The following is a 26,261-nucleotide window of genomic DNA, read 5'->3' as shown; positions in this document are numbered from 1 at the left end:
ACCCCCCCCATTGCGCCGCCGGGCGGCTTATTTGCGGGGCCCCCCCCCCCCGGGGGGGGGGGGGGGGGGGCCCGGGCCCCCCCCCTCCCCCGCCCATCCAGCCTCGCCAGAAAACCGATCGGACACGACAGATGGGTCGCCTATCCCTCGCCGCGGGACGCATCGCGCTCTCCTTGCCGACGATCTTCGGCGTGATCGTCATCAGCTTCCTGTTGACGCGGGCGCTGCCCGGCGATCCCGCCGCCTATTTCGCCGGGCCGACGGCGACGCCGGAATCCATCTCCGAGATCCGCCGTTCGCTCGGTCTCGACCGGTCGCTGCCCGTGCAGTTCGTCGGCTATCTGCAGGATCTCGCCGCGGGCGATCTCGGCCGGTCGATCTCGACCGGGCAGAGCGTCCTGTCGGATCTCCTGACACGCCTGCCGGCCTCGCTCGAACTGACCTTTCTGGCGCTGTTCATGTCCCTCGTCGTCGCCATTCCCGCGGGCATCCTCGCGGCGACCCGCCCCGACGGGATCATCGATCAGGCGACGCGGTTCCTGGTGACGGCCGGCGTCAGCCTGCCGACCTTCTTCACCGGCCTGCTCCTTTTGTTCATCTTCTACTTCAAGCTCGGCTGGGCGCCCTCGCCGCTCGGTCGCCTCGACATCCTGTACCTTCCGCCGCCCGCCGTGACAGGCTTCTACCTCGTCGATTCCCTGATTGCCGGCGACATCGAGACGTTCCGCGCATCGCTGGCGCAGCTGCTCCTGCCGTCGATCACGCTGGCGCTCTTCACCATGGCGCCGATCGCCCGGATGACCCGCGCCTCGATGATCGCCGCGCTCGGCAGCGAATACATCCGCACCGCCCGCGCCGCCGGCCTGTCGCGCCGCACGGTGCTGTTCGTCTACGCGCTGCGCAATGCGCTCCTGCCGGTGGTGACGACCCTCGGCATGGTGTTCTCCTTCGCCCTCGGCGCCAACGTCCTGGTCGAGAAGGTCTTTGCCTGGCCAGGCATCGGCTCCTATGCCGTCGATGCGCTGATCTCCTCCGACTATGCCGCCGTCCAGGGCTTCGTCCTGACGATGGCGCTGCTGTTCGTGACGCTGAATCTCGTGATCGACATCCTCTACACCCTGCTCGATCCGCGGATCGCCCATGAGACCTGACCCGACGATGAGCAAGACCGTACCCAACGCGCTCCCCAGGTCGCCCGGCGGCCGGCTGAAGGGCGCGATCGGCGACCGCCTGCGCCTCGCCGCCTACATCGCCCGCGGCTCGACGACGACGATGCTGGCGATGGCGATGGCTGCCGTCTTCGTCCTCGCGGCGATCCTCGGGCCGGCAATTGTGCCTTACGATCCGCTGGCCTCCAATCCGCAGGCGGCGCTCCAGCCGCCCTCCTTCGACTTCTGGTTCGGCACCGACAATCTCGGCCGCGACGTCTTCTCCCGCGTCGTCGTCGCGACCCGGCTCGATCTCGGCATCGCCTTTGGCGCGGTCGCGCTCTCCTTCGTCGCCGGTTCGCTGATCGGCTCCCTGTCGGGCTATTTCGGCGGCTGGGTGGATGCGGTGTTCGGCCGCCTGATCGACGTGATCATGGCCTTTCCGCTGTTCGTGCTCGCGATGGGCATCGTCGCCGCCGCCGGCAACACGGTGGAAAACATCGTCTACGCCACGGCGATCATCAATCTGCCCTTCTACGCCCGGATCGTGCGCTCGGAGATCGCCGTGCGACGCGAATCCGGTTTCGTCCAGGCTGCCCGCCTGTCCGGCAACGGCGACCTGCGCATCATGGCGGTGCACCTCTTTCCGAACGTGCTGCCGCCCCTGATGGTGCAGATCTCGCTCAATCTCGGCTGGGCGATGCTGAACGCCGCGGGCCTGTCCTTCATCGGTCTCGGCGTGCGCCCGCCGACCCCCGAATGGGGGATCATGGTCGCGGAGGGCTCGAACTTCATCATCTCCGGCGAGTGGTGGCTGGCGCTGTTTCCCGGCGCGACGCTGATGCTCGCCGTCTTCACCTTCAACCTTCTCGGCGACGGCCTGCGCGATCTCGTCGATCCGCGCCAGCGAACGTGAGGCGGCAACGATGAACGACATTCCGCTGCTCCAGATCGACGATCTCGCCGTGACCTTCGAGACCCGTGGCGGCACGGTGGAGGCGGTGCGCGACGTCTCCTTCAGGCTGCAGAAGGGCGAGGCGCTCGGCATCGTCGGCGAATCCGGTTCGGGAAAGTCGGTGACCTCCTACGCCGCGATGAAGATCCTCGACCGCAACGGCACGGTGGCGAGCGGCAGCATCACCTTCGGCGGCATGGATCTCGGGACGGCGAGCGAAGCCGCGATGTCGGACCTGCGCGGCCGCGAAATGTCGATGATCTTCCAGGACCCGCGCTCGGCCCTCAATCCGATCCGCACCGTCGGCCGGCAAATCGAGGACGTGCTGTTGCGCCATTCCCAGGCGACGCGGCACGACGTCCGCGCCAAGGCGGTCGAGATGCTGCGCAAGGTGCGGATCGCCCGGCCGGAGGAGCGCTATCACGCCTATCCGTTCGAACTGTCCGGCGGCATGTGCCAGCGCGTCGTCATCGCCATCGCGCTCGCCTGCGATCCGCAGCTCCTCATCGCCGACGAGCCGACCACCGGGCTCGACGTGACGACCCAGAAGGCGGTGATGGACCTCGCAGACGAGCTGCGCCGGCAATCGAACCTCTCGATGTTGCTGATCACCCACGACCTCGGGCTGGCGGCGACCTATTGCGACCGGATCGTCGTCATGGAGAAGGGCCGGATCGTCGAGACGGCGCCCGCCCGCAGCCTGTTCGACGACCCGCAGCACCCCTATACCCGGCGCCTGATCGCCGCCATGCCCCGACGGACCGCCGGCCTGCGGGACCTGCTTCCCACCGGCGACGCCGAGCGCGGCACGGCGCCGGCCGCGTGGCCGGCGACCGCCGCCAGGCCGCTCCTCGAAATCTCCGGCCTCACCAAGACTTTCGCGAAGAAGCGCGGCCTGCCGGGCCGGCTCCTCGGCAAGGCCGAACCGCCGGCGCCGGCCGTCGACGACATATCCTTCACCCTCGATCGCGGCGAGAGCCTCGGACTCGTCGGCGAATCCGGCTGCGGAAAGTCGACGACCTCGTCGATGATCATGCGGCTTCTCGATCCCACCGCGGGCGAGATCGTCTTCGACGGCGAGCGCATCGACCAGATCCCCCGCGCGAGCTTTGCGAGGTCGCCGCTGAGGGCCCGCATGCAGATGGTCTTCCAGGACCACACTGCGAGCCTCAACCCGCGCTTCACCGCGCGCCGGTCCATCGCCGATCCGATCCTCAGGCTCGGGCGCCGCGGCGACGGACGCTCGGTCGACGACCGGGTGGCCGAGCTCGCCGACAGGGTCTCGCTGCCGCAAGCCCTGCTCGATCGCTTTCCGCACCAGCTCTCCGGCGGCCAGAAGGCGCGCGTCGGCATCGCCCGGGCGATCGCCCTGTCGCCGGACCTCCTGATCCTCGACGAGCCGACGGCGGCGCTCGACGTCTCGGTGCAGGCCGTCGTCCTCAACCTCCTCGCCGATCTGCGGGCCGAAATGGGGCTGAGCTATCTGTTCATCAGCCATGATCTCGAAGTCGTTCGCCTGCTCTGCGACCGGGTGATCGTCATGCGCGGCGGCGTCATCGTCGAAGAGGGAGCGACGACGGAGGTCCTGACCGACCCGAAGGACGCCTATACGCGCGAGCTGATCGACGCCATCCCCACGATCGAGCCGCGGGATCCCCGCCCCGGTGCGGCGCCCGCAGCCGCCGCGGCGGCCCTTGCGGCCCGATGAGCGGGAACACGCCTTCGCCGGCATCTTCCGTCGCGCCATCCGAGGTCTGGCAGACGCTGCATCCGCCCGGCAGCTTCGCCGATCCTCATCGCAGCGATCATCGCGAGACGTTTCCCGCCAGCCTTCCCGACGGCCGCCAGATCGTCCTGCCGATCCGTCCGCTACCCGACGAGGCGGGCTTCGCCGTCGCCTCGCTGATCGTCAATCAGGCGAGCTTCGCCGTCGAGGACGCGCTGATGGACGCGATGGCCGCGATCGTTGCGCGGGCCGGCGCCGAGATCGTCGTCGCCGTCCCGACGCTCGGCCTGACGCTGGCGAACGGCGTCGCCCGCCGGCTCGGCCATCCGCGAATGGTGGCGCTCGGGACCACCCGCAAGTTCTGGTACGACGACGCCCTCAGCGAGCCCTCCTCCTCGATCAGCAGCCGCAAAACGCCGAAGACGCTGTTCGTCGATCCGCGCCTCGTGCCGCTTCTGATCGGGCGCCGCGTCGCGGTGGTGGACGACGTCGTCTCGACCGGCTCCTCGCTCGTCGCCGTGCTCAGGCTGCTCGGAAAGCTCGGGGTCGAACCGGTGGTCGTCGCCGCCGCCATGCTGCAGACCGATCGCTGGCGCGTCGCGGTGGCGACGGCGCTGCCGGGCTTCACCGGCAAGATCGCGGGCGTCTTCGCGACGCCCCTGCTCAGGCGCACGGAAAACGGATGCTGGCGGCCGGTCGCATCGGTCGGGGACGACGGGCCGCCGACGATCGCGCCCGCCCGGTGACCGACGCCACGGCGACGCGGCGGCGCCGCAGTAGCCGTGGTCACCGCCGCGTCCGGGCGTTCCTGCGGTCAACCGTTCGGGCGACTTTCCTCGCGTCCGGCCGACGCGGGGCCTGCCCCGCCGAAACGGCGCATCGCGTCCTCTCCGTCCATCGGTTCTCCATCGGACGGGCCGTCATGGGCCGCCACCAGCTTCTGCATCAGAGCGATCAACTGCGCCTGCTCCGCCGGGTCGAGCCGCTCCACCGTCGCCTGGTGGGCCCTGCGAACCGCCGCCTCCATCGCCACCAGCAGCGCGTGCCCCGCCGGCGTCAGCCGGCAGGTCTGGGCGCGGCGGTCGCGCGTGCCGACCTGGCGCCGGACGAGATCGCGCCCTTCCAGCCGCTTCAAGGCGCCGGTCGTCGTCGTGCGGTCGAGCGCGACGGCGCGGGCAAGGCTCGTCTGGTCCGCCTCGCCGGTCTCTCCCAGGGTCGACAGAAGGCTGTATTGCACCGGCGTCACGGCGAACTCGGCGCACAGCGTGCTGAACAGGCTGACATGGATCTGATAGAGGCGCCGCGCCAGAAAGCCCGGCCGCTCGTCCAGCGGCCAATGCGTCAGTCCGCCCTGCGGCACCCCGGGATCTGCCATCTCGTCCTTCCTCTCGGGCCGCGCATGGGGCGACCGGTCGCTTGCACTGGAATGCGAAGTATGCTTCGCTTTTCCCATCACGTCCACATCGCCACGCCGCCGCGAAGGAAAACGCCATGGAAGTCAGCGGATACGATCTCGTTCTCAAGGGCGGGCGGGTGATCTGCCCGGCCTCGGGGATCGACGGCATCAACGACGTCGCCGTCAAGGACGGGCGAATCGCCGCCATCGCGCCGACCATCCTGCCGGCCAGCGCCAGGGAGGTCGTCGACGTCTCCGGCAAGCTGGTGCTGCCGGGGATGATCGACACGCACGGCCACGTCTACCAGTATGTCACCGGCCGTTTCGGACTGCCGGCGGACATGGTCGGCGTCCATTCCGGCGTCACCACCGTCGTCGATCAGGGCGGCCCGTCCTGCATGACGCTTCCCGGCTTTCGCAAATTCATCGCCGAGCCGGCGAAGACCCGCGTCATGGCGTTTCTCTCGGCCTATCTCGTCGGCGGCCTCGAGGGGCATTTCTATCCCAATCTCTACAGCCCGGACGGGGTCGACGTCGAAGCGACCGTCCGCTCGGCGCGGGCCAACAAGGACATCGTGCGCGGCATCAAGGGCCATGCCGAGATCGGCGGCTTCGCCCGCTGGGGCATCAAGGTGATGGAACTGGCGGCCGAGATCAGCCGGCGCTCGGACCTGCCGCTCTACGTCCATTTCGGCCAGCTCTGGGGCCTTCCCGAAAGCGGCGCCAACGGCGAGGACGCCGACACGATCATGGAGCGGGTGATCCCGCTTCTGCGCCCCGGCGACGTTCTGGCGCATCCGTTCACGCGCCATCCCGGCGGCTTCATCAACGAACAGGGCGAGGTGCATCACATCATCCAGACCGCCATGGATGCCGGTCTGAAGGTCGATGTCGGCCATGGCAGCCACTTCTCCTACCGGGTGGCCAAGGCGGCGCTCCCGGCGGGCGTGATCCCCTATACGCTGGGCGCCGACATGCACGGCTACAACACCGAGATCCCCGAGGTGCCGGCCCCCGCGGGAACGCCCGAGGAGCATCACGACGACGAGAACCATCCCTTCAAGGGCCAGGCGCGCTTCAGCCTCACCCAGGCGATGAGTTCGATGATGACCCTCGGCCTGTCGCTGGAGGAGGTCGTCCCCATGGTGACCAGCCATCCGGCCGAGATGCTGGGCATGAGCGAGGAGATCGGCAGCCTCGCCGTCGGACGCGTCGCCGACGTGTCGGTGCTTCACGACGATCGCGGCCGCTTCCTCCTGCGCGACAACGAGGACATGCGCATCATCGCCGAGCGTCTCCTGCGCCCCGCATTCTGCCTCAGGGCCGGCGAGCGTTTCGATGCCGACGCGCCGATCCTGCCGGTGGCGGTCGCGGCATGAGCGGGACCGAGCCGGCGCCCGCCCCCCAGGACGTCTGGGCAAAACTTTCCCAGGCCGAGCGGGACGCCGCCTACGACAACAACGCGGCGGTGAAGAACAGCGCCGATCTGGTGGCGGCGCGCGATCGCGCCTCCACCAAGCTGCGCGGGACCTATCCGGCCAAGCTCGATCTCTCCTATGGCGGCAAGGAGCGCATGCTCTTCGACCTCTACCCCGCCGCCGATCCGAACGCCCCCTGCCTGGTCTTCATCCATGGCGGCTACTGGCAGAAGAACTCGCGCGAGGTCTTCGCCGCCTATGCCGAGGGGCCGCTCGAGGCCGGCTGGTCGGTGGCGATGCCGAGCCACACCCTCGCCCCCCACGCCAGCCTGACGGACATCGTCGCGGAGATCGGCGACGCCCTCGACTGGATCGCCCGGGAAGGCCGCATGCACGGCATCGGCGGGCCGATCGTGCTGGCGGGCTGGTCGGCGGGCGCCCAGCTGACCGCGATGCTGCTCGGCCATTCCTCGGTCGTGGCGGGACTGGCGGTTTCCGGCGTCTACGAACTCGGCCCGATCCGGGACACCTATCTGAACGAGGCGCTGAAGCTCACCGATCGGGAAATCGAGACGCTCTCGCCGCTGCGCCTGCCGGTGACCCGGAAGCCGCTCGCCGTCGCCTACGGCTCCCGCGAGGTTCCGGCCCTCGTCCACGATGCGATGCGCCTGCACGCCAAGCGCGCCGCGGCGGGCGCTCCGGGGCCGCTGATCGCCATCGAGGGCGCCGACCATTTCACCATCCTCGACGAATTGCGGTCGCCCTCCGGCCGTCTCGTCGCGGCGGCGACGGAACTCTTGCCCGAAGGACGGCGCCCGCAGGGCCGGGCCTGACGGCAGCGCCTCAAGGGGCCGGCCGGGCCGAGGGAATCGCGATGAAGACGACGCCGCCGCGAACCTCGAGAGGATAGGTTTTCGGCGGGGCGAAGGACCAACCGGCCGCGACCGCCCCGCTCGACAGGTCGAAGGAGGCCTGATGACGCGGGCAATGCAACCGGCCGGCCGCGCACCATCCCTCCGACAGATCCGCTCCTTCATGCGGGCAGGCCCGCTGAAACGCATAGAACCGCGCGCCGTCCCGCACCACGACGACGACGTGGCCGGCGACGGCAGCGGGGCGCAGCGCGCCGTCTGCCAGCTCCGATGCCGGAAACAACGGATGCCAGCGCGGCGCCTCGCCCGGGCGCCCCTCCTCGCCGGTCAGTCCCATCGAAATTCCTTGGCCGGCCGCGCCGTCCGCGAGCCCCGATCGCGGAGCCTGTCGCGGCCATGCGATCGGATGCGTCCGGCGACGCGGCGCGACGTCATCAGAAGACCCCGACGCCGCGACGCTCGACGTCGCACGCGCTCGGCGGGGCGTGATCGAAGTAGTCCCGAACCCAGAGCCTGGGCTGCCGTCGCGGCCATCGCCTCGACATTGGCGCGATCGACGATGTGGATCGTGAACACCTCGGTCATGGGGATATTCTGGGTCGTGTCCTCATGGCTGCGGTCCGGCCGGTTCCCGACCCCGATCGCGACAGTCGTAGGGTCTGCGGAGAGGCAGTTGAAGAAGGAATAGGGGGCGGCGTTCACCACCCCGTCGGGCGAAATCGTCGTCACCCAGGCGATCGGCTCGATAGTGCAGATGTGGATCGGATACGATCTTGCCTCCCGAATTAATACGATCCGTCCTCCAGCGCACGCGACTTTTCGATCGTCGAGGGACGCGTCGCCTGTTTCGCGGCCGAAGGAGCCGACCTGCCGCGACGGACGTCCCCCGATCACCGCCGGCGGTCCAGCTCCGCCGTCCGTGGTGGGGCGCCGGCCGGCGATGGGCACGGGGCGAAGCCAGGGCAGCCGGGATGGCCTCGCCGCTTGCAGGCAAGGGCGGGGCTTTCGTCAGAAGACCTTGCCGCGCGCGGTCACCGGCCAGAGGGTCTCGACCGTTTCGCCGCGCAGCGCGACGAACCAGTCGTGGAGATTGCAGGTCGGGTCGCAATGGCCGGGCACGAGCCTGATCCGCTCGTCGATCGCGACGTCCCCACCGTCGATCGCGAGGACGCCGTGCTCGTCGGAAGCGCCGTCGTATCGCACTCCTTCCCTGCCGAACACCCGCGGCAGGCCGCTGTCGACGGCAAGGGCCTTCAGGCCCGCGTCGCAGACGGCGCGATCGGGCCTTGGACGGCTCATGACGGAGGTCAGGACGAAGAGGGCATTCTCGAAGCCGCCCACCCGCCCGCCGTCTTCGGCGCGGATCCGCTCGTAGTCGGCATCCATGAAGACGTAGGAGCCGCATTGCAGTTCGTTGTAGACGCCCGAACGCGCCTCGAAGGGAAAGCTCCCCGTGCCGGCGCCGCCGACGATGTCGCAGGCGAGGCCGGCGTCCCAAAGGAGCGAAACCGTCCGGGCCGTGACGTCGGCGGCCGCCGCGATGGTGGCGGCCCGTTCGGCGGGATCGGCGATGTGCTGGGCGGGACCGTGATAAGCCTGCAGACCGGCGAAACGCAGCCCCTCCGCCGCCGCGATCGCCTGCGCGAGGCCCACGGCGGGTGCGCCGGGACGGATGCCGCAGCGGCCGGCACCGCAGTCGATCTCGACCAGAGCCTCGACGGTGACGCCGTGGCGTCGCGCCGCCCGTGACAGCGGCCCGACATTCTCCGGATCGTCGACGCAGACGACGATCCGGGCCCGCTCGGCGAGCCGGGCCAAGCGGTCGAGCTTGACCGGATCGCGCACCTCGTTGGTGACCAGGATGTCGCCGATGCCGGCGCGCACCATGGCTTCGGCTTCCGAAACCTTCTGACAGCAGATCCCGCAGGCCCCGCCCCGACCGATCTGCAGCGCGGCAATGTCGGCCGACTTGTGGCTCTTGGCATGCGCCCGCAGGCGCATTCCCGCCGCCGCGGCATGGGTGCGCATCCGGTCGAGATTGCGTTCGAGGGCATCGAGGTCGACGACCAGGGCCGGCGTCTGCACGTCGCTGAGGGCCATGCCGGGCAGGGCCGGCACGTCGTAGCCGATTTCGAACGCCGACCAATCACGCATTTTGCCATTTTCCCTTTGCCGTGACATATGCTTCCTCCAATCGGATCATCACGCCACGATAATTCATAAAGCTTCATAACAAATGGGTTTCAGTCATTTGTCGAGACCGGGCGAGAGTTTTTCGGCGGCCGAACTGACGCCGAGCGCCAAGGCGGTTTTTCGCAGCCTCGTGGCGAGCGGCCCGGCAACCCGGCCGCAGATCGGCGAGCAACTGGCGCTGTCGCGGCCGACCATGTCGGCCTCGATCGGCGAACTGGAGCGGCTCGGCTATGTCGAAAAGGTCGGCGAATCGCAAGGCAGCCTCGGGCGCAAGGCGGCACTCTACCGCGTCGGCGCCGGTGCCGGCCGCGTGATGGCGATCGACGCCGGCTCGACCCATGTGCGGCTTCGGGTGGCGACGCTCGACCACCGCCTGCTGCACAGCCGCACCTACCGCCTGCCGGCCAGCCATCGGCTGATGAACGAGGAAATCAGCCGCGCCGTGGCCGAAGAGTTCGCGGCAGCCGCCGGCGAGGCGGAGACGGGCTGGGGGCCTTTGCGGGCCGTCGGCATCGCCCTGCCGTCGCGGGTGGTCGCCGACGGCGCCGAGCGGGCCGCCACCCGCCAGGACGAACTCTTCACCCACTTCGCGCCGCCAGCCGGCCCCGAACTCGTTTTGGAAAACAACGTCAACTGCGCTGCCGTCGCCGAGAGAGTCTACGGAGTCGCCAAGGGGCGGGACGACTTCGCCTATATCCAGATCGGCCTGAAGCTCGGCATGGGCCTGATGCTCTCCGGCCGGCTGATCCGCGGCCGCAACGGCGCGGCCGGCGAGATCGGCCACCTCGCCTACCCCTTTGCGCCCGGCCACACGCCCGTCGCCGGCGAGGCCGAGACCTATCTCGGCACGGAAATGCTGATGCGTCGCGTCCGCCAGGCGTGGCCCGAAAAGGCGGGGCCGCCCCCCGAAGACGCCGGCGCGCTTTTCCATCGCGCCGAAAACGGCGACGCTCCCGCCCGCGAGCACGTCGAGCGGCATGCCGCCGACATCGGGGCGCTGGTCGCGAGCTGCGTCGCCATCGTCGACCCCGGCCTCGTCGTCCTCGGCGGCGGGGTGGGAACCAGCCCGCTGATCCTTCCCGTCGTGCGGACGGTCGCAAACGCCCTCAGCTATCCGGTCGACGTCGAGACGAGTTCGCTCGGCCCCGACGCGACCGTGCTCGGCATCGAGAAGCTGGCCGTCGACCGCGCGCTCGACGTCGTGCTGGTGCAGACCTCGCCCTGACGAGAGGCGGCCCCACGGCCTCGCCGAACGGCCATGGGGCGTGAGCGCCACGGTCCTGCGCCGTCCCTCTTTTCCCTGCACCCGTTCGCCGTTCCGGCCGATCGGAGACATCGCTGAGACTGCCGCCGCGCGGCGCCTGAAGACTTGAAAACGGGCACGGCGCATTTTTCAGCTTGCGCGTCGTATTTTGTTTGTTAACATGCCTAACATAAGTCGCGCCCGGTCGAGCGGCTGAGAGTTTGATGCCCGTCGAGCAAATGGAGAGCCTCATGCGCAGTTCCGCCGTTGTGAAGTCAGCATCCGTCCTTTTGGCCATCGCGGCCAGCCCCGCCTTCGCCGACGAGCCGGTGACGCTCGAATACTGGGTCTATTCCGACTTCGCCCAGGGCGATGCGCTGGCGCTGCAGCAGACCTTCATTTCCGAGTTCAAGGAAAAGCACCCGAACGTCACCATCAACATCTCCGGGCGGGGCGACGACGACCTGACGGCCGGCCAGATCGCCGGCGCGGCGAGCGGCACCCTGCCCGACGTCTTCATGAACGGCCTGTCGGTTGGCGCACAGCTCGTCGAGGTCGGGGCGCTCTCCAATCTCTACCCGCTGTGGATGGAGATGCCCCAGTCCTACCGCGACCAGTTCGACGAGGACGCGCTGAAGAGCTGCATGCCGAAGCCGGAGGAACTCTACTGCCTGCCCTATACCGGCTTCGGCGAGATCATGTTCCGCAACCTGACCGTCCTGAAGGAAGCCGGCATCGACACCGCGAAGCCGCCCAAGGACTGGAACGAGTGGTACGCGCAGATGCAGGCCGTGCACGAGGCCGGCAAATACGCCGTTCCCGACCAGACCCAGGTCTTCAACTCGGTCGCCAGCACCTATGCGATCGTCGGCGGCATCGACGGCTGGGGCATCGATTTCGACGCGATGAAGACCAAGATCGATCCGGCGACCTATCAGAAGGTCCTGCAGCTCTTCGTCGACATGGCGCCGCTCAACAGCGGCACCAGCCGCAACGACCAGTCGACCAAGGACCTCTTCATCACCAACCAGCTGGCGTTCCACGTCGTCGGTCCGTGGGTCAATCCGACTTACGAGCAGGCGGCGAAGGAGTCCGGCCTGAAATACGACTTCGTACTGGTGCCAGGGATGAAGGAAGACCAGCACGGCGGCATCAAGAGCTACGAGATCGTCGGCGTGGCGCCGGGCGAGCACCAGAAGATCGCCTTCGAGTTCGCCGCCTACATCACCGAGAAGAACCAGATGGCCCGCTGGGCGAAGCTGCTGTCGCGCTACAACGCCAATGCCGAAGCCATGGCGGAGCCGGACGTCGCCGAACTGCCGCTGATCGAGAAGTCGGTTCAGGCGGTGAAATATGCCGTCGACGTCATGCCTCCCTATTTCGCCGGCGCCTATCCGAACTGCTACCGCTCGATCGTCACCGACAATGCCGCGATGGTCGCCGACGGCGATGCCACCCCTGAAGAGGGAGCGCAGGAACTGGTCGAGGAACTCAACGACTGCCTGGCGAACTGAGCGAAGAAAGCGCGTCCGGCCCTGCCGCCGGACGCCTGCCCGGAAAGCGTGCCATGAACTCCAGACATCTGCCGCACTACCTGATGGTTCTGCCCTTCGTGGCGCTGTTCGCGGCCTTCTTCCTCTATCCGATCGTCAGCGGCTTCTACTACAGCTTCCACGACTGGAACGCCGTGACCGAGCCGCACTTCGTCGGGCTCGCGAATTACGAGCGGATCGTCGGTTCGCGGGATTTCTCCCGCGCCATGTGGAACCTCGTCACCTACGTCGTCATCACCGTACCGCTCGGGATCGCGGTGGCCTTCGGCCTGGCGCTTCTCGTCGACAGCTTCAGCGGCTTCTGGTCGAACCTCTTCCGCAGCGTCTTCTTCCTGCCCGTCGTCCTTCCCGCCTTTCTCGCGGCGACGATCTGGCGGTGGATGTATGCGCCGAACTTCGGCCTGGTGAACATGGTGCTGGGCTGGTTCGGCTATCCGTCGGTCAACTTCCTCAACGACACCGACACGATGCTCTACTCGCTGATCGCGGTCGACATCTGGGTGTCGGCCGGCTTCAACATGGTCATCCTGCTCGCCGGCCTGAAGAACATTCCCGTCGACCTCTACGAGGCGGCGCGTCTCGACGGCGCGAGCCGGCTGCAGCAGGTGCGCCACGTGACCATCCCGATGCTGGCGCCGGTCCTCTTCTTCGTGATGACCTACGGCCTGATCTCGGCCCTCCAGGTCTTCGACGTCCCCTGGCTCCTCACCGGTTCGTCCTTCACCAACTACGGCGGCCGGCAGAACGCGCTGCTGTTTCCGGTGATGGACATGATGGGGCGCGCCTTCGGGTCGGTCCGCTTCGGCCAGGCCTCTGCCTACGGCTTCATTCTCACCGCGCTGATCATCGTCGTCACGGCCGGGATGTTCGGCCTCAGAGCCATGAGGAGAAAGGCATGACGATCGCGCTCGAAGCGACCGAGAGCCGCCGCAGGCGCTGGCCCACGATCACGGCCTGGGACCTGTGCCGCTGGGCCCTGGCGATCTCGGTGACGATCGTCGTGGTCTTCCCGATCTGGTGGATGATCAACGTCGTCTTCACCGAGCCCGGCACGCCCGTCTCGATCAATCCGCGGCTCTATCCGACCTCGTTTGCGGCCGGCTGGGACAAGGTCGCGATGATCCTGCGGGAGACCGGCTATCTCCACGCCTACTACATGTCGATGGCCTATGCGCTCCTGACCATCGCCGGCGTGCTCCTTCTCGGCTCGATGGCGGCCTTCGAATTCGCGCTGTTCGAGTTTCCCGGCAAGCGTCCGCTCTTCGGCCTGATCATGCTGTCCCTGATGGTGCCGACCGCCGTCACCATCATTCCGACCTATCTCCTCACCGCCGATCTCGGCTGGATCAACACGATGCAGGGCCTCGTCGCGCCCGGCCTCGCCTCGGCCTTCGGCCTGTTCCTCCTGGTCGAGTTCATGAAGGGCCTGCCGAAGGAGATGATCGAGGCGGCGCGGCTCGACGGGGCGCGGCATTTTCAGATCTACTGGCACGTCGTCCTTCCGCTGACGCGCAACGCCATGGTGACGCTGGCGATCCTCACCTTCATGAAGACCTGGGGCAATTTCATCTGGCCGCTCATCGTTCTGTCGAACGCCGAGAAATACACGGTCAGCCAGGTCGTCGGGCTCTTCAACGCGCCTTTCTCCCACCAGACGGTGGACGTGGTGATGACCGCCAATCTCCTCGCGGCCATCCCGCCGCTCCTCTTCTTCCTCATATTCCAGCGCAAGATCGTCGAGGGCATCGCGATGTCCGGATCGAAAGGCTGAGGCTTCACCGAGGCACAGATGGCACAACTCGATATCACAGGCGTCGCCAAGACGTTCGGCGCCGTCGACGTCCTGCGCGACATCAATCTCAACATCCGGTCGGGCGAGTTCGTCGTCTTCGTCGGCCCGTCCGGTTGCGGCAAGTCGACCCTGCTGCGCATCATCTCCGGTCTCGAAGAGGTCACCGCCGGCGAGCTTCGCCTCGACGGCGAGCGTCTCAACGACGTCGATCCGGCCCGCCGGGGCACGGCGATGGTGTTCCAGTCCTACGCCCTCTATCCGCACATGACGGCCGCCGAGAACATGGGCTTCAGCCTGAAGATGGCCGGCGCCAGGAAGTCGGAAATCCGCGAGAAGGTGGGCAAGGCCGCGGCGATCCTGCAGCTCGAACGGCACATGGACCGGCGACCGGGCCAGCTCTCCGGCGGCCAGAAGCAGCGCGTCGCCATCGGCCGGGCGATCGTGCGGGAGCCGAAGGTCTTCCTCTTCGACGAACCCCTGTCGAACCTCGACGCCGAGCTCAGGGTGCAGATGCGGGCCGAGCTGATCGATCTGCATCGCCGGCTGAAGACGACGATGATCTACGTCACCCACGATCAGGTCGAGGCGATGACGCTCGCCGACCGGATGGTCGTTCTCAATGGCGGCGTCATCCAGCAGTGCGGACGCCCGCTCGATCTCTACGACGATCCCGACAACCGCTTCGTCGCCGGCTTCATCGGCTCGCCGAAGATGAACTTCCTGTCGGCGACGGTGAGAGAGGTGCGCCCCGACGCGATCGTCCTCGACGACATCGGCGGTTCCTCGGCCTCCCTCGTCGTGCCGTTTCGCGGCTTCGACCCGTCCGGGCGGACCGTCGAGATCGGGATAAGGCCCGAACACGTGCGGCTCGCCCCTTCGAACGAACGGCTCGACGGCGACGTCGAGGTCGAGGTGACGCTGGTCGAAGAGCTCGGCGACGTGACTTACGTCCATGCGTCGATGCCCACGGGCGAGCGGGTCATCGCGCGCAGCGACGATGCCCGCCATCGCGCCGAGACGCCGAGCCGGATCCGGCTCGATCCGTCGCGCTTCCTTCTGTTCGATGCCGCCGGCCGGCGCATCCGTCAGTCCGGTGCCGCATGACCGTCGGAAAGGGCGACGAAGCCTCAGGCCCGATGGCGGTGGTCGGAATCGACATCGGCGGGACGAAGACGCATCTGCGGCTGCTTGGACCGGACCTTGCGAGGGACGAGATCGTCCCCACCGCCCGCTGGCGGTCGCGCGAATGGCACGCGGATGCCACCGCACTGCTCCGGCTGGTCCGCGAGCTTTGCGAAGGCACTCCCATCACGGCCATGGCCGTCGGCGCGCATGGCTGCGACGACGCGGCGGAATGCGAAGCCTTCGAGGCGGCCTTCGCCCCCATCAGCCCGTTTCCCGTCCGCGTCGTCAACGACGCCGAGCTGATGCCGGCGGCCCTCGGCCATCCGGGCGAGATCGGCCTCGTCGCCGGGACGGGATCGATCGCGGTCTGCCGCACGCCGTCCGGCGAGATGCTGGTCGCCGGCGGATGGGGCTGGATCATCGGCGACGAGGGCAGCGCCGCCAGCCTCGTCCGCGAGGCGGCGAAGGCGGTGGCACGCCATCTCGACGAAGGCGGCGCGCGGGACGAGCCGCTGGCGGCGGCGCTTTTCGAAGCCCTCGACATCCCCTCGCCGGCGCGGATCGGCAGCCGCCTCGGCCAGATCGGCGGGGCGGCCGTCGCCGGATCCTTCGCGCCCGTGGTCTTTGCCGCCGAAGCGGCGGGATCGGAACTCGCCGCGCGGGTGATCCGCGAAGGTGGAGGTTCGCTCGCCGAACTCGTCGCCCGGCTCGATCGCCGCGGCGCCGGTGCTTCGAGGGTCGTTGCCGGCGGCAGCGTGATCTCCTCGCAGCCGAGCCTCTGGCGTGCCTTCCGCGACGGCCTCGAGCAGAGCTGCGAGGGCCGGATCGAGCCACTTCTCTTCACCGGCGCGCCCGTCGAAGGCGCCTGCCGCCTCGCCGAGCACCTCGCCCGCAGCGAACCGGACGCGCTCTTCGTGCGACCCCGCACAGCCAACATGACAGCAAAGGCATCTTCATGAGCTATCGATCGACAGTCGCCCGGCAGACGCAATCGCTTGCCGACAGCCTCGCGGCGGCGCGAAGCGAACTCGCAGGCATGGACCTGTCCGGCTTCGGCAAAGGGCTGACGGCCGTGACCGGCATCGGTGCGAGCTTCGCCGCCGCGGTGATCGTGGCGAGCGAGATGCAGCGGCGGGGCAAGCGTGCCGTGCCGATCCGCGCGGTCGACATGGCCGAAGGCCGCGATCTCGCCGATTCGATCATCGCCCTGTCGCATCGCGGCCGCAGCGTCGAAACGGTCGACGCCCTGCGCAAGCTGCCGAACGCCGAGAGCCTGGCGATCACCAACAGTGCCGAAAGCCCGCTGGCCGAAGCCGCCGACCATCACGTGACGCAGGCGAACGGCGCCGACGCGACGCCGTCGAGCACCGGCTACACCGCGACGCTTCTCGTCGCCGGCCTCGTCCTCGACGCGATCACCGGCGCGCGCGGCGCCGACTGGGACTCGCTCCCCGAACAGGCCACGGCGATCTTCGAGACGGCGAATGCCAAGATGGACCGGCTCGGCCGCCTCTTCGCCAATCGTCGCGCCATCGACTGCGTCGGCGCGGGCGCGGCGCTCGGGACGGCGGACGAAGCCTCGCTGCTCATCCGCGAGGCCTCGCGCATCCCGGCCGCCGCCTACGACACCCGCCATTATCTGCACGGCCCGATGGAATCGATGGACGAGACGACCGGCGTCGTGATCTTCGGCAACGGCCGGGAACTGGAACTTGCCCGCCAACTCGACGAGATCGGCTGCCCGGCGCTGCTGATCACCGGCGAGACCGGAATTGCCGACGGCAAGACCCTGACGGTGATCGACGTGCCGAAATCGCAGGATCGTGTGCTGCAGGCGATCTACGACATCTTCGCGCCGCAGCTTCTCGCCGCCACCCTCTCCGATGCCGCCGGACTGACCGACACCAAGTTCCGCTACAAGCAGAGCGACACGAAGATCCTCGATCCCGCGGACTGATCCGCCAGAACCCGGAAGACGCCGACCGGACTCCAGTTCCGACACGCGAACCGATCCCTGCCAATCGACCCTGGCATCGTCCTCAAAAAGCGAGAGCCGGTCGGGCGTTTTCCATCGGACGGCCGGGGTAGCCCCACCGTCGACGAGCGGACATGAGGGCTGCGAACGGCAACCGACGGTCGATCTGCCGAATGGCGGCAAAGATGCAGCGTGCAGGCAATGGCCTCGGCATCATGCCGAAGAGGCTTCGAAACAGCGAAAAGGCCGGTGCAAGGACCGGCCTTTTTCATTTGTCCGCTTTCGGCGGGCGACTTTCCCTCCCGGCCACGTTTGGCGTCCATCGCCGGTTTGGCGCGGCCCGCCGCCCGTCGACGGACGTTATTCGAAGAGGCTGAAGATCGAACCGCCTCCGGCGCCGCCGACACGCTTGCCGTTCCGGTCGTAGCCTTCGCGGCGATGCTGCTCCTGGGCGTAGGCTTCCGCGGTGATCGGCTGGCCGGTGCGGTAGGAGAAGGTCGTCGAGGTGGCGAACTCGCTCGGGGCCATGCGGGCGGCAATTTCCTGCGCCTGGGCTTCGTCCGACTGATATTTCGCCGCGACGACCTGCGGCACCGCCACTTCGGGGCACGGACCCGCCGGCGACAGACCGGCAACCGTCTGGGCCGTCTGGTCGAAGATGTACTGACGCTCGCAGACGCCGACATTCGGCGGCAGATGCGTCGTCTCGAAATAATCCGAGCCCTTCTTCAGCATCTGCCAAAAGCCGTAGTGCTCGGAATTCTTGTGCCGCGCCATGTTCTTCGGCGTCATCCGGAAGGGATAGGCCTGGATCTGGAAGGCGCGCTGGCCGCCGTCGAAGGAATAGCGGGCGAGGGTGTAGATCTCCTGCACCTGCTCGTCGTCCATCGCATAGCAGCCCGACGAGTTGCAGGAGCCGTGGATCATCAGATGGGTGCCGGTCCGGCCGTTGGCCCGGTCATAGGCGTTGGGGTAGCCCATGTTGATGGCGAGGTGGTAGTTCGACTTCGGATTGAGCTGCGCCGGCGTCACCGTGTAGAAGCCCTCGGGTGCCTGGCGGTCGCCCTCCCTCTGCTTCGGCCCGAGCTTTCCGGACCAGGCGCAGATCTCGTAGGTCTTGAGCAGCGCGTAAGTGCCGTCGGTCTTCTGCTTCCAGACCTCCAGGTCCGACTCCTCCTTGAAGAGGCGGACGAGGATCGGCGAGTTGACCCCCATGTTGTTGGCCTGGATGGCCCGCGCCAGATCCGGCGGCAACGGCGCCTTTTCCGGCGCCAGATCCTCGTAATTGCAGGCGGAAACGGCCATCAGCGCGGCCATGGCCGCGGCCGTCAGGATACGTCGGACGAACATCCCCTCAAGTCCCCAATCGCCTGCGGCGAGCGCGTCATCGCCCACCGCCCCTCTCGAACGACCGCCGCGATCGACGGCCCCTCATCACGCCCTGGACACCCCTCGAAGAGCCCATCGCGACGCATGGTTGGCGGCAGTCTTTCACGATTGTCTTAAGCGGACGTAAACCGTGCCATCCCGACGCCGGGGCGCGACCCCTTTTTCGCACCCCATCGCTGCAGTCTGACCTGCGACGATGGCGACATTCTGGCAAATGACGATAGGGAATGGAAGTTGCGCCCTGTGGCCGGGCTGCAACTGTCGTCAGAGATTGCGACCGATGGCCAGGAACTTTTCCCGCCGCTGGCGCTTCAACTCCTCCCCCGAGAGGGGAGCGAGCGCGCCGAACGCCCGGCGAATCTGCTCTGCGGCGGCATCGACCGCCGTTTCCGGAGCCCGGTGGGCGCCGCCGAGCGGCTCCTCGACGATGGCGTCGATGATGCCGAATCCCATGAGATCCTGCGCCGTCATCTTCATCGCCTGGGCGACGTCGCGCGCCCGCGCCGCGTCCCGGTAGAGAATCGACGCGCCCGCCTCGGGCGCGATGACGTTGTAGATTGCGTGTTCCATCATCAGGACGCGGTTGGCCGCGGCGATCGCCATCGCCCCGCCCGAGCCGCCCTCGCCGATGACCAGCGAGACCAGCGGCACCTTCAGATTGAGGCAGGCCTCGATGGACCTTGCGATCGCCTCGGCCTGGCCACGCTCCTCGGCGCCGATGCCGGGATAGGCGCCGGCGGTGTCGACCAGCGTCAGGACGGGAATGCCGAAACGCTCGGCGAGATCCATGATCCGCACCGCCTTGCGGTAGCCCTCCGGCCGCGCCATGCCGAAATTGTGCTTCAGCCGCGTCTGCGTATCGGCGCCCTTTTCCTGGCCGATCACCGCGACCGAGGCGCCGTCGAAGCGGCCGAAGCCGGCGATGACCGCGTAGTCCTCGGCGTAGTAGCGGTCACCGGCGAGCGGCACGAAGTCGGTGATCAGCCGGCCGATGTAGTCGACGCAATGCGGCCGGTCCGGATGGCGGGCGACCTGGGTCTTCTGCCAGGGCGTGAGCTTCTTGTAGAGGTCCTCGAGCGCCTCTTTCGACCGCTTTTCCAGCCGGTCGATCTCGTCGGTCACCTTGACCGCGTCCTCGCCCGTCTCGATCTTCCTCAGCTCGATGATCTGGCCTTCCAGATCGGCGACCGGTTTTTCGAAATCCAGATAGTTGTGCATGCATCCTGCGGCTGCGGCCGTCCTGAGCGGATAAGCAAAAGAGCGCCGGGCGGCTGGGCGACCGCGGGGCGGCTGCGGCGATTCCGGCGCGTCGCCCCGCCTGCGGCGGGGAATTCATCGCGGCGGAAACTGGCGACGGGGCGCTGGAATGTCAAGGAAGCGCGTTTCGACGCTCCGTCGCCGAAGCCGACCCGGTAGCGTTTCCGCATTGTCGACCTGTACGCCGACGGCATCAATCCCGGCTCGCCGGTGACAACGGGTGATGATCGGTGACGAGCCGAATCAGCCGTTCTTCCAGGATGTGGGTGTAGATCTGCGTCGTCGAGATGTCGCTGTGGCCGAGAAGTTCCTGCACGGCGCGCAGGTCCGCCCCGTGCTTCAGGAGATGGCTGGCGAAGGCGTGGCGCAGGACGTGCGGCGAGATCTTCGCGGCGGGAATGCCGGCGCGGGCGGCGAGCGACTTCAGGTCGCGGGCGAAGGCCTGGCGGGTGAGATGGCCGGTCTCGGAGGCGGCGGGAAACAGAAAGCGCTCGTCGCCCTCCGGCTTTCGCCCCGGCGCCCTCGCCACCTCGACGTAACGGCGCATGGCGTCACCCGCAGCCTCGCCGATCGGCACCATGCGCTCCTTGCCGCCCTTGCCCCTGACGACGATCGCCTGACCCGTCGCCCGCAGCACCGCGCGCGGCAGGGCGACGAGTTCCGAGACGCGCAGCCCCGTCGCATAGAGAAGCTCGACCAGGGCACAGAGCCGCGCCGCCCGCAGCCTCGCCGATGGCGACAATGCCGGATTGCCGGCCTCTGCCGCGGCAAGATCGAGGAGCCGGTCGACCTCATCCTCGCCCATCACCTTGGGCAGCGGCCGCTTCTTCTTCGCCCCCGCGATCGGTCCCATCGGGTCGTCGGCCCGGTGCCCTTCGACATAGAGAAACCGGTAGAACTGGCGCAGTGCCGAAAGCCGGCGGGCCCGGCTCGAGTCGGCGAGGCCCTCGGCGGCGAGCGCCGCGACGTAGCCGCGGACGGCCTGCGTATCGGCGCTCTTCAGCGACAGGCCGCGGCCGGAAAAATGGCCGGCCGCATCCTCGAGGTCTCGCCGGTAGGCGTCGAGCGTGTTCTGCGCCGCGCCGCGCTCGACGGCCATCATCTCCAGAAAGGCTTCGGCTTCGAAGCCGGCGCCGCGCGCCGCCGCCGGAGCCGTCACGGCCGCAGCTCCGAGAGGCCGTCGGTCGCCGCCGGTTCGGCTTCCTCGCCCACCTCCGGCAGCGTCACGGGGACCGTCACCTCCGTCCGCGTCGGTTCGACGAAGTAGACGAGAGCGGCCATGATGCCGTAGATGGTGCCGCAAACGAGGGCAAGGATCGTCAAGAGGCGTACGAGTGTCGGCATCGGCGTCTGGCGAACTCAATTTCGAGCCACGGCTCGCGTCCCTGTGACCCGCTTCTAGTGGGAATATGGCGAGACGCAAGACGATAAGGGTGCCGACGCCCGATGCGGACGTCCCCGGCGTCGTCCGCGGAACGATATGCGCCGAGCGGAGGGACGGTCGAGCCGATGGATGGCGAGAGTGTTGAGGACAGGGGATCGACGATCCGGGAACGGCTCGGCGGACGGCCGATTGTCCTCGTCGGGCTGATGGGGGCCGGCAAGACCACGGTCGGACGCCGCGTCGCATCGCTGCTGTCGCTGCCCTTCGTCGACAGCGATGCCGAGATCGAGGCGGTCTCGACGATGACCGTTCCCGAGTTGTTCGAAGCCTACGGCGAACCGGAGTTCCGGGCGCTGGAGGCGCGGGTCATCGCCCGGCTGGTGCAGGATGGGCGGCGGGTGATCGCCACCGGCGGCGGCGCCTATATGAATGGCGAGACGCGGGCGCTTCTCGGCGACAAGGCGGTGACCGTCTGGCTGAAGGCCGATCTCGACACGCTGATGGAGCGGGTCGCCCGTCGGGCGGACCGGCCGCTCCTGAAGGCGTCGAACCCGCGAAAGGTGATGCAGGAACTCATGGACATGCGTTATCCCGTCTATGCCGGAGCCGATCTCACGGTGATGTCGCGGCCGGTCAAACGGGAGGTGATCGCAGACGAACTCGTCGCGGCACTCGGCAACCATTTGCATGGAGGGACGAGCCGTTGACCCCCTCCGGCGAAGCGCCCCTCGCCCCGCCCCGTTCGGTCCCCCATGCGCCGGCCCGCGTCGCCGACATGCGCCGTGTCGAGGTTTCGCTCGGCAGCCGCTCCTACGACATCGTCATCGGCGAAGGGCTGATCGACCGGGCCGGCGCGGAGATCGCCGCCGTCCTGCCCGGCATCCGCGCCGTCGTCCTCACCGACGAGACCGTGGCGAGGCTCCATCTGACGCGGCTCGAGATCGCCCTCCAAAGTGCCGGCATCGGATCGACGAGCGTGACGCTGCCGGCCGGCGAGACCACCAAGTCCTTCGCCCAGCTCGAACGGGCGGTGGACGCGATTCTCGAAGCGCGGCTGGAGCGTGGCGACGCCGTCATCGCACTCGGCGGCGGCGTCATCGGCGATCTCGCCGGCTTTGCCAGCGCGATCGTCAAGCGCGGTACCAATTTCGTCCAGATTCCGACGACGCTGCTCGCCCAGGTGGACTCCTCCGTCGGCGGCAAGACCGGGATCAACACCCCCCGCGGCAAGAACCTCGTCGGCGCCTTCCACCAGCCGTCTCTGGTCCTGTCCGACATCGCCCTCCTCGACACGCTCAGCCCGCGCGAATTCGCCGCGGGCTATGCCGAGGTGGTCAAATACGGGCTGATCGACCGGCCGGACTTCTTCGACTTTCTCGAACGACGGCGGGAGGCCATCTTCGCCGGCGGGCCCGAGCGTGCCGAAGCGATCGCGATCTCCTGCCAGGCGAAGGCCGCGGTGGTCGCCGCCGACGAGGCGGAACACGGCGACAGGGCGCTGCTCAATCTCGGCCATACCTTCGGCCATGCGCTGGAGCGCGCAGTGGGCTACGATCCCGCCCGCCTCGTCCACGGCGAAGGCGTTGCGATCGGCATGGCGCTGGCGCACCGCTTTTCGGTGAGGATGGGCCTTGCGACGGGGCAAGACGCCGGCCGCGTCGCGGCGCATCTCCAGGCTGCGGGGCTGCCGACCGAAATCGCGGCGATTCCCGGCCCGGCTCTCGACCGGCCGACCCTGATGGAAGCGATCGCCCAGGACAAGAAGGTCTCGCGCGGTCGCCTCACCTTCATCCTCACCCATGGCATCGGCCGGGCCTTCGTCGCCAGGGACGTCGACCGTGCCGATGTCGAGCGGTTCCTCGACGAAGAGCTCGCCAAATGACCACAGCGCTCTGGGTCTATCTCGGCATCGTCATCTGCCTCATCTGCGTCTCGGCCTTCTTCTCGGGGTCGGAAACGGCACTGACCGCGGTTTCCCGCGCCCGGATGATGAGCCACGAGAAGAACGGCGACGTGCGGGCGGGGATCGTCCAGCGGCTGATCGAGAAGAAGGACCGGCTGATCGGCGCGCTCCTGATCGGCAACAATCTCGTCAACATCCTCGCCTCTTCGCTCGCCACCAGTGCCTTTCTCGGCCTGTTCGGCGAAACGGGTGTCGTCTACGCGACGATCGCGATGACCATCATCGTCGTCATCTTCGCCGAGGTGCTGCCGAAGTCCGCCGCAATCGCACGACCGGACGGTTTCGCGCTCCACGTCGCGCGGCCGGTCGCCTTCGTGGTGGCCGCCTTCGGACCCGTGACGGCGACGGTCAACTTCGTCGTCCGCCGCATTCTCTCCCTGTTCGGAGTGGGGCTCGAATCGGGGGCCTCGCTGCTCACGGCCCACGAGGAACTGCGCGGCGCCGTCGAGGTGCTGCATCGCGAGGGCTCGCTGGTCAATGCCGACCGCAACCGGCTCGGCGGCCTTCTCGACCTGCACGAACTCGAAGTTTCCGACGTCATGGTCCACCGCACCTCGATGCGGCAGATCAACGCCGAGGATGCGCCGGCGGACATCGTCCGGCAGGTGCTCGAAAGCCCCTACACCCGCATGCCGGTCTGGCGCGGCCATTTCGACAACATCATCGGCGTCATCCACGCCAAGGACGTGTTGCGGGCTCTGCACGAGGTCGACAACGACCCGGCGAAGATCAACGTCCAGAAGATCTGCACCAGGCCGTGGTTCGTGCCGGAGACGACCACCCTGCAGGACCAGCTCAACGCCTTCCTGCGCCGGAAGGCGCATTTCGCCATCGTCGTCGACGAATATGGCGAGGTCGAAGGGATGATCACCCTCGAGGATATCCTCGAGGAGATCGTCGGCAACATCGCAGACGAGCACGACGTCGACATGCAGGGCGTCAAGCTGGAGGCCGACGGCTCGGTGGTGGTCGACGGCCAGGTGCCGATCCGCGACCTCAACCGGGCGCTCGACTGGAACCTGCCGGACGAGGAGGCGGTGACCATCGCCGGCCTCGTCATCCACGAGACCCAGACGATCCCCGAGGAACGCCAGGCTTTCACCTTCTTCAACAAGCGCTTCACCGTCCTGAAGCGCGAGAAGAACCGTATCTCGAAGCTCCGGATCCGTCCGGCGACGGTTCTCGTTCCGCCGAAGAAGTCGGCCTTCCACGCCGGCGGGCTCGCGGAGCCGGTCGCCGACGTGCAGGAGACCGATCCCGAGGTGCTCGACGCGGCAATGGAGGAGATGGAGGAGGTCGAGGCAGCGGCGCCGCCGTCACGGGGCGAGCGCGACGGCTGGCACGACGATGGTGTGAACGACGAAGGCTGGCTCGACGCCGAGGGCGGCGATACCGAACGCAATCGTCCGCCCACCTGGCCCCATCGCCCCGAAGACGACGAGCCGAGGTTCGACGGCGACGACAAGCACGGCGGCGGTCGGAACGGCGACGACGAGTTGCGGTAGAGCGTCCTTCCCTCTTCCCTCGGCCTTGCTTCCCCCTTGCTTCGGCCGCCGAAACGGTTACGTAACCGAAAAGCTCACACGGGGTGCCAAGCAGGCTGAGAGGCGAGAAGCCAACCCGTCGAACCTGATCCGGATCATGCCGGCGGAGGGATTGCGGGCGCCAGGCGGTGGCTTTCCGACACGCGGCGCAAGCCTTTCCCTTCCGGCAAGAGGAAAGCGCCGAAAATGCCCCAGCTTCTCAGACCCTTCCTCCGGTTTTCGCCCCTCATCGCGACCGCGCTCGCCGCCGTCGCGGCCCTGACCGGCGGGGCCGCCGCCCAGGCCGGCGACCGGCCGACGCTGACGGTCTACACCTATGACAGCTTCTCGGCCGAGTGGGGCCCGGGGCCGAAGCTGAAGCAGGCCTTCGAGGCGAACTGCGATTGCACCCTCGATTTCGTCGGCCTCGAGGACGGCGTCGCCATCCTCAACCGGCTGAAGCTGGAAGGCCCCTCGACCAAGGCCGACGTCGCCCTCGGTCTCACCTCCGACCTCATCCCCGAGGCCAAGGCCACCGGCATGTTCACGGACAGTCGGGTCGACCTATCGGAACTCGAGGTCCCGACCGGCTTTTCCGACCCGGTCTTCGTGCCCTACGACTATTCCTATCTCGCCTTCGTCTACGATTCCGAAAGCGTCGAGAACCCGCCGAAGAGCCTCGCCGATCTCGTCTCGGGCGATCCCGACCAGAAGATCGCCATCGAGGATCCGCGCACCTCGACGCCGGGCCTCGGTTTCCTGTTGTGGATGAAGGCGGTCTACGGCGACGAGGCGGCGGCCAGGTGGGAAGAGCTTCGCCCGCGCATCCTCACCGTCACCCCCGGCTGGAGCGAGGCCTATGGCCTGTTCACCAAGGGCGAGGTGCCGATCGTCCTGTCCTACACCACCTCGCCGGCCTATCACGCCATCGAGGAGGGGACGGATCGCTACAAGGCGGCCGGCTTTGCGGAAGGCCAGTACCTGCAGATCGAGGTCGCCGGCGTCCTGAAGGAAACGCCGCACGCCGAACTCGCCCGGACGTTCCTGTCGTTCCTCGTCGGCAAGGAAGCCCAGGCGATCCTGCCGACCACCAACTGGACGCTGCCGGTTCGCGACGACATCGATCTGCCGGAAGCGTTTTCGGACCTCGTGAGCGTCGACAGGCCGCTGCTGATCGATCCGGAGACGGTGGCGAAGAACCGCAGGGCCTGGACCGACGAGTGGCTGCAAGCGGTCGGAGCGCGATGATTTCTGTCGCGCGCGTGGTCGGAGCGATGCCTGTGCCGGTGCTGCTGGGCGCCCCCCTCTGCCTGCCGGCATCTCCCCCACCAGGGGGGAGATCAGGCAAC

The 26,261-nt window shown here is 68.0% G+C and carries 24 protein-coding genes, 1 pseudogene and 1 riboswitch; of the genes and pseudogenes, 17 read left to right on the top strand and 8 right to left on the bottom strand.

Annotated features, from left to right (window positions below; all coding sequences use genetic code 11):
* Positions 1-131 precede the first annotated feature (131 nt).
* Genes LZD57_RS06895 through LZD57_RS06880 form a run of 4 tightly spaced genes read left to right on the top strand, consistent with a single transcriptional unit; the run spans position 132 to position 4,575 of the window.
* Positions 132-1,151 (top strand): ABC transporter permease, encoded by a 1,020-nt coding sequence (locus tag LZD57_RS06895; protein WP_233718793.1) that lies wholly within the window; start codon positions 132-134, stop codon positions 1,149-1,151.
* 7 nt (positions 1,152-1,158) lie between these two features.
* Positions 1,159-2,064 carry an ABC transporter permease gene (locus LZD57_RS06890; protein WP_420844761.1) on the top strand — a complete coding sequence of 302 codons (906 nt, stop codon included), beginning with the start codon at positions 1,159-1,161 and terminating at the stop codon, positions 2,062-2,064.
* Positions 2,065-2,074: 10 nt separating this feature from the next.
* Positions 2,075-3,811 (top strand): dipeptide ABC transporter ATP-binding protein, encoded by a 1,737-nt coding sequence (locus tag LZD57_RS06885; protein WP_233718790.1) that lies wholly within the window; start codon positions 2,075-2,077, stop codon positions 3,809-3,811.
* Positions 3,808-4,575 (top strand): phosphoribosyltransferase, encoded by a 768-nt coding sequence (locus tag LZD57_RS06880; RefSeq protein ID WP_233718789.1) that lies wholly within the window; start codon positions 3,808-3,810, stop codon positions 4,573-4,575. The genes LZD57_RS06885 and LZD57_RS06880 overlap by 4 nt, the downstream gene beginning before the upstream one ends.
* A 68-nt stretch (positions 4,576-4,643) precedes the next feature.
* On the opposite strand, the gene LZD57_RS06875 is transcribed toward LZD57_RS06880, so the two are convergent.
* A complete protein-coding gene (locus LZD57_RS06875) occupies positions 4,644-5,204 on the bottom strand; it encodes a MarR family winged helix-turn-helix transcriptional regulator (RefSeq protein WP_233718787.1) in 561 nt (186 codons plus the stop codon).
* A gap of 116 nt (positions 5,205-5,320) precedes the next feature.
* Between LZD57_RS06875 and LZD57_RS06870 the strand changes: the two genes are divergently transcribed.
* Positions 5,321-6,604: an amidohydrolase/deacetylase family metallohydrolase gene (locus LZD57_RS06870; RefSeq protein ID WP_233718786.1), complete on the top strand. Its 1,284-nt coding sequence runs from the start codon at positions 5,321-5,323 to the stop codon at positions 6,602-6,604.
* The gene (locus tag LZD57_RS06865) at positions 6,601-7,476 is read left to right on the top strand and encodes an alpha/beta hydrolase (protein ID WP_233718784.1); all 876 of its coding nucleotides are present in this window, start codon (positions 6,601-6,603) and stop codon (positions 7,474-7,476) included. The genes LZD57_RS06870 and LZD57_RS06865 overlap by 4 nt, the downstream gene beginning before the upstream one ends.
* Positions 7,477-7,486: 10 nt before the next feature.
* On the opposite strand, the gene LZD57_RS06860 is transcribed toward LZD57_RS06865, so the two are convergent.
* The 3 genes from LZD57_RS06860 to LZD57_RS06850 are packed head-to-tail and all read right to left on the bottom strand — an operon-like array spanning position 7,487 to position 9,669.
* A complete protein-coding gene (locus LZD57_RS06860; protein ID WP_233718783.1) occupies positions 7,487-7,852 on the bottom strand; it encodes a Rieske (2Fe-2S) protein in 366 nt (121 codons plus the stop codon).
* Entirely contained in the window at positions 7,843-8,463 is a 621-nt protein-coding gene (locus LZD57_RS06855) for a flavin reductase family protein (RefSeq protein ID WP_420844759.1), read from the bottom strand. Before LZD57_RS06855 ends, LZD57_RS06860 begins: the two co-directional genes overlap by 10 nt.
* Before the next feature lie 60 nt (positions 8,464-8,523).
* A complete protein-coding gene (locus LZD57_RS06850; RefSeq protein ID WP_233718781.1) occupies positions 8,524-9,669 on the bottom strand; it encodes a DSD1 family PLP-dependent enzyme in 1,146 nt (381 codons plus the stop codon).
* Between the two features lie 82 nt (positions 9,670-9,751).
* On the opposite strand from LZD57_RS06850, the gene LZD57_RS06845 reads away from it, so the two are divergent.
* From LZD57_RS06845 to LZD57_RS06815, 7 genes are all read left to right on the top strand, one after another.
* Complete coding sequence (locus LZD57_RS06845) at positions 9,752-10,933, top strand: ROK family transcriptional regulator (protein ID WP_233718779.1); 1,182 nt, start codon at positions 9,752-9,754, stop codon at positions 10,931-10,933.
* Positions 10,934-11,202: 269 nt separating this feature from the next.
* Entirely contained in the window at positions 11,203-12,465 is a 1,263-nt protein-coding gene (locus tag LZD57_RS06840; protein WP_233718778.1) for an ABC transporter substrate-binding protein, read from the top strand.
* A 53-nt stretch (positions 12,466-12,518) separates the two neighbouring features.
* Entirely contained in the window at positions 12,519-13,403 is an 885-nt protein-coding gene (locus LZD57_RS06835) for a carbohydrate ABC transporter permease (protein ID WP_233718776.1), read from the top strand.
* Entirely contained in the window at positions 13,400-14,275 is an 876-nt protein-coding gene (locus tag LZD57_RS06830; RefSeq protein WP_233718775.1) for a carbohydrate ABC transporter permease, read from the top strand. Before LZD57_RS06835 ends, LZD57_RS06830 begins: the two co-directional genes overlap by 4 nt.
* 18 nt (positions 14,276-14,293) lie before the next feature.
* The gene (locus tag LZD57_RS06825; protein ID WP_233718773.1) at positions 14,294-15,400 is read left to right on the top strand and encodes an ABC transporter ATP-binding protein; all 1,107 of its coding nucleotides are present in this window, start codon (positions 14,294-14,296) and stop codon (positions 15,398-15,400) included.
* Between the two features lie 32 nt (positions 15,401-15,432).
* Entirely contained in the window at positions 15,433-16,380 is a 948-nt protein-coding gene (locus LZD57_RS06820) for an N-acetylglucosamine kinase (protein ID WP_233718772.1), read from the top strand.
* Complete coding sequence (locus LZD57_RS06815) at positions 16,377-17,378, top strand: SIS domain-containing protein (protein ID WP_233718770.1); 1,002 nt, start codon at positions 16,377-16,379, stop codon at positions 17,376-17,378. Before LZD57_RS06820 ends, LZD57_RS06815 begins: the two co-directional genes overlap by 4 nt.
* Positions 17,379-17,756: 378 nt before the next feature.
* Here LZD57_RS06815 and LZD57_RS06810 read toward each other — a convergent pair whose 3' ends face one another.
* From LZD57_RS06810 to LZD57_RS06795, 4 genes are all read right to left on the bottom strand, one after another.
* Positions 17,757-18,746, bottom strand: a complete 990-nt coding sequence (locus LZD57_RS06810; protein WP_233718769.1) for a L,D-transpeptidase family protein — start codon at positions 18,744-18,746, stop codon at positions 17,757-17,759.
* 303 nt (positions 18,747-19,049) lie between these two features.
* Positions 19,050-20,003, bottom strand: a complete 954-nt coding sequence (locus LZD57_RS06805; RefSeq protein ID WP_233718767.1) for an acetyl-CoA carboxylase carboxyltransferase subunit alpha — start codon at positions 20,001-20,003, stop codon at positions 19,050-19,052.
* A gap of 232 nt (positions 20,004-20,235) precedes the next feature.
* Complete coding sequence (locus LZD57_RS06800; protein WP_338034685.1) at positions 20,236-21,201, bottom strand: site-specific tyrosine recombinase XerD; 966 nt, start codon at positions 21,199-21,201, stop codon at positions 20,236-20,238.
* Positions 21,198-21,386 carry a hypothetical protein gene (locus LZD57_RS06795; RefSeq protein ID WP_233718766.1) on the bottom strand — a complete coding sequence of 63 codons (189 nt, stop codon included), beginning with the start codon at positions 21,384-21,386 and terminating at the stop codon, positions 21,198-21,200. The genes LZD57_RS06800 and LZD57_RS06795 overlap by 4 nt, the downstream gene beginning before the upstream one ends.
* A gap of 165 nt (positions 21,387-21,551) precedes the next feature.
* Between LZD57_RS06795 and LZD57_RS06790 the strand changes: the two genes are divergently transcribed.
* The 4 genes and pseudogenes from LZD57_RS06790 to thiB all read left to right on the top strand — a co-directional run bounded on the left by LZD57_RS06790 (position 21,552) and on the right by thiB (position 26,160).
* Positions 21,552-22,133: a shikimate kinase gene (locus tag LZD57_RS06790; protein ID WP_233718764.1), complete on the top strand. Its 582-nt coding sequence runs from the start codon at positions 21,552-21,554 to the stop codon at positions 22,131-22,133.
* A 68-nt stretch (positions 22,134-22,201) separates the two neighbouring features.
* Positions 22,202-23,308, top strand: a complete 1,107-nt coding sequence (gene aroB, locus LZD57_RS06785) for a 3-dehydroquinate synthase (RefSeq protein ID WP_233718802.1) — start codon at positions 22,202-22,204, stop codon at positions 23,306-23,308.
* Positions 23,305-24,564, top strand: a pseudogene (locus tag LZD57_RS06780) (HlyC/CorC family transporter); the annotation flags it as partial. The gene aroB and the pseudogene LZD57_RS06780, both read left to right, overlap by 4 nt.
* A 399-nt stretch (positions 24,565-24,963) precedes the next feature.
* Positions 24,964-25,063: riboswitch (TPP riboswitch) on the top strand.
* Positions 25,064-25,119: 56 nt separating this feature from the next.
* Positions 25,120-26,160, top strand: a complete 1,041-nt coding sequence (gene thiB, locus LZD57_RS06775) for a thiamine ABC transporter substrate binding subunit (RefSeq protein WP_233718761.1) — start codon at positions 25,120-25,122, stop codon at positions 26,158-26,160.
* The last annotated feature ends 101 nt before the right edge of the window (positions 26,161-26,261 follow it).

It is taken from the genome of Jiella avicenniae, from assembly GCF_021390325.1.
Classification (GTDB): Bacteria; Pseudomonadota; Alphaproteobacteria; order Rhizobiales; family Rhizobiaceae; genus Jiella; species Jiella avicenniae.
This window is presented reverse-complemented; position numbering and strand designations above follow the sequence as displayed.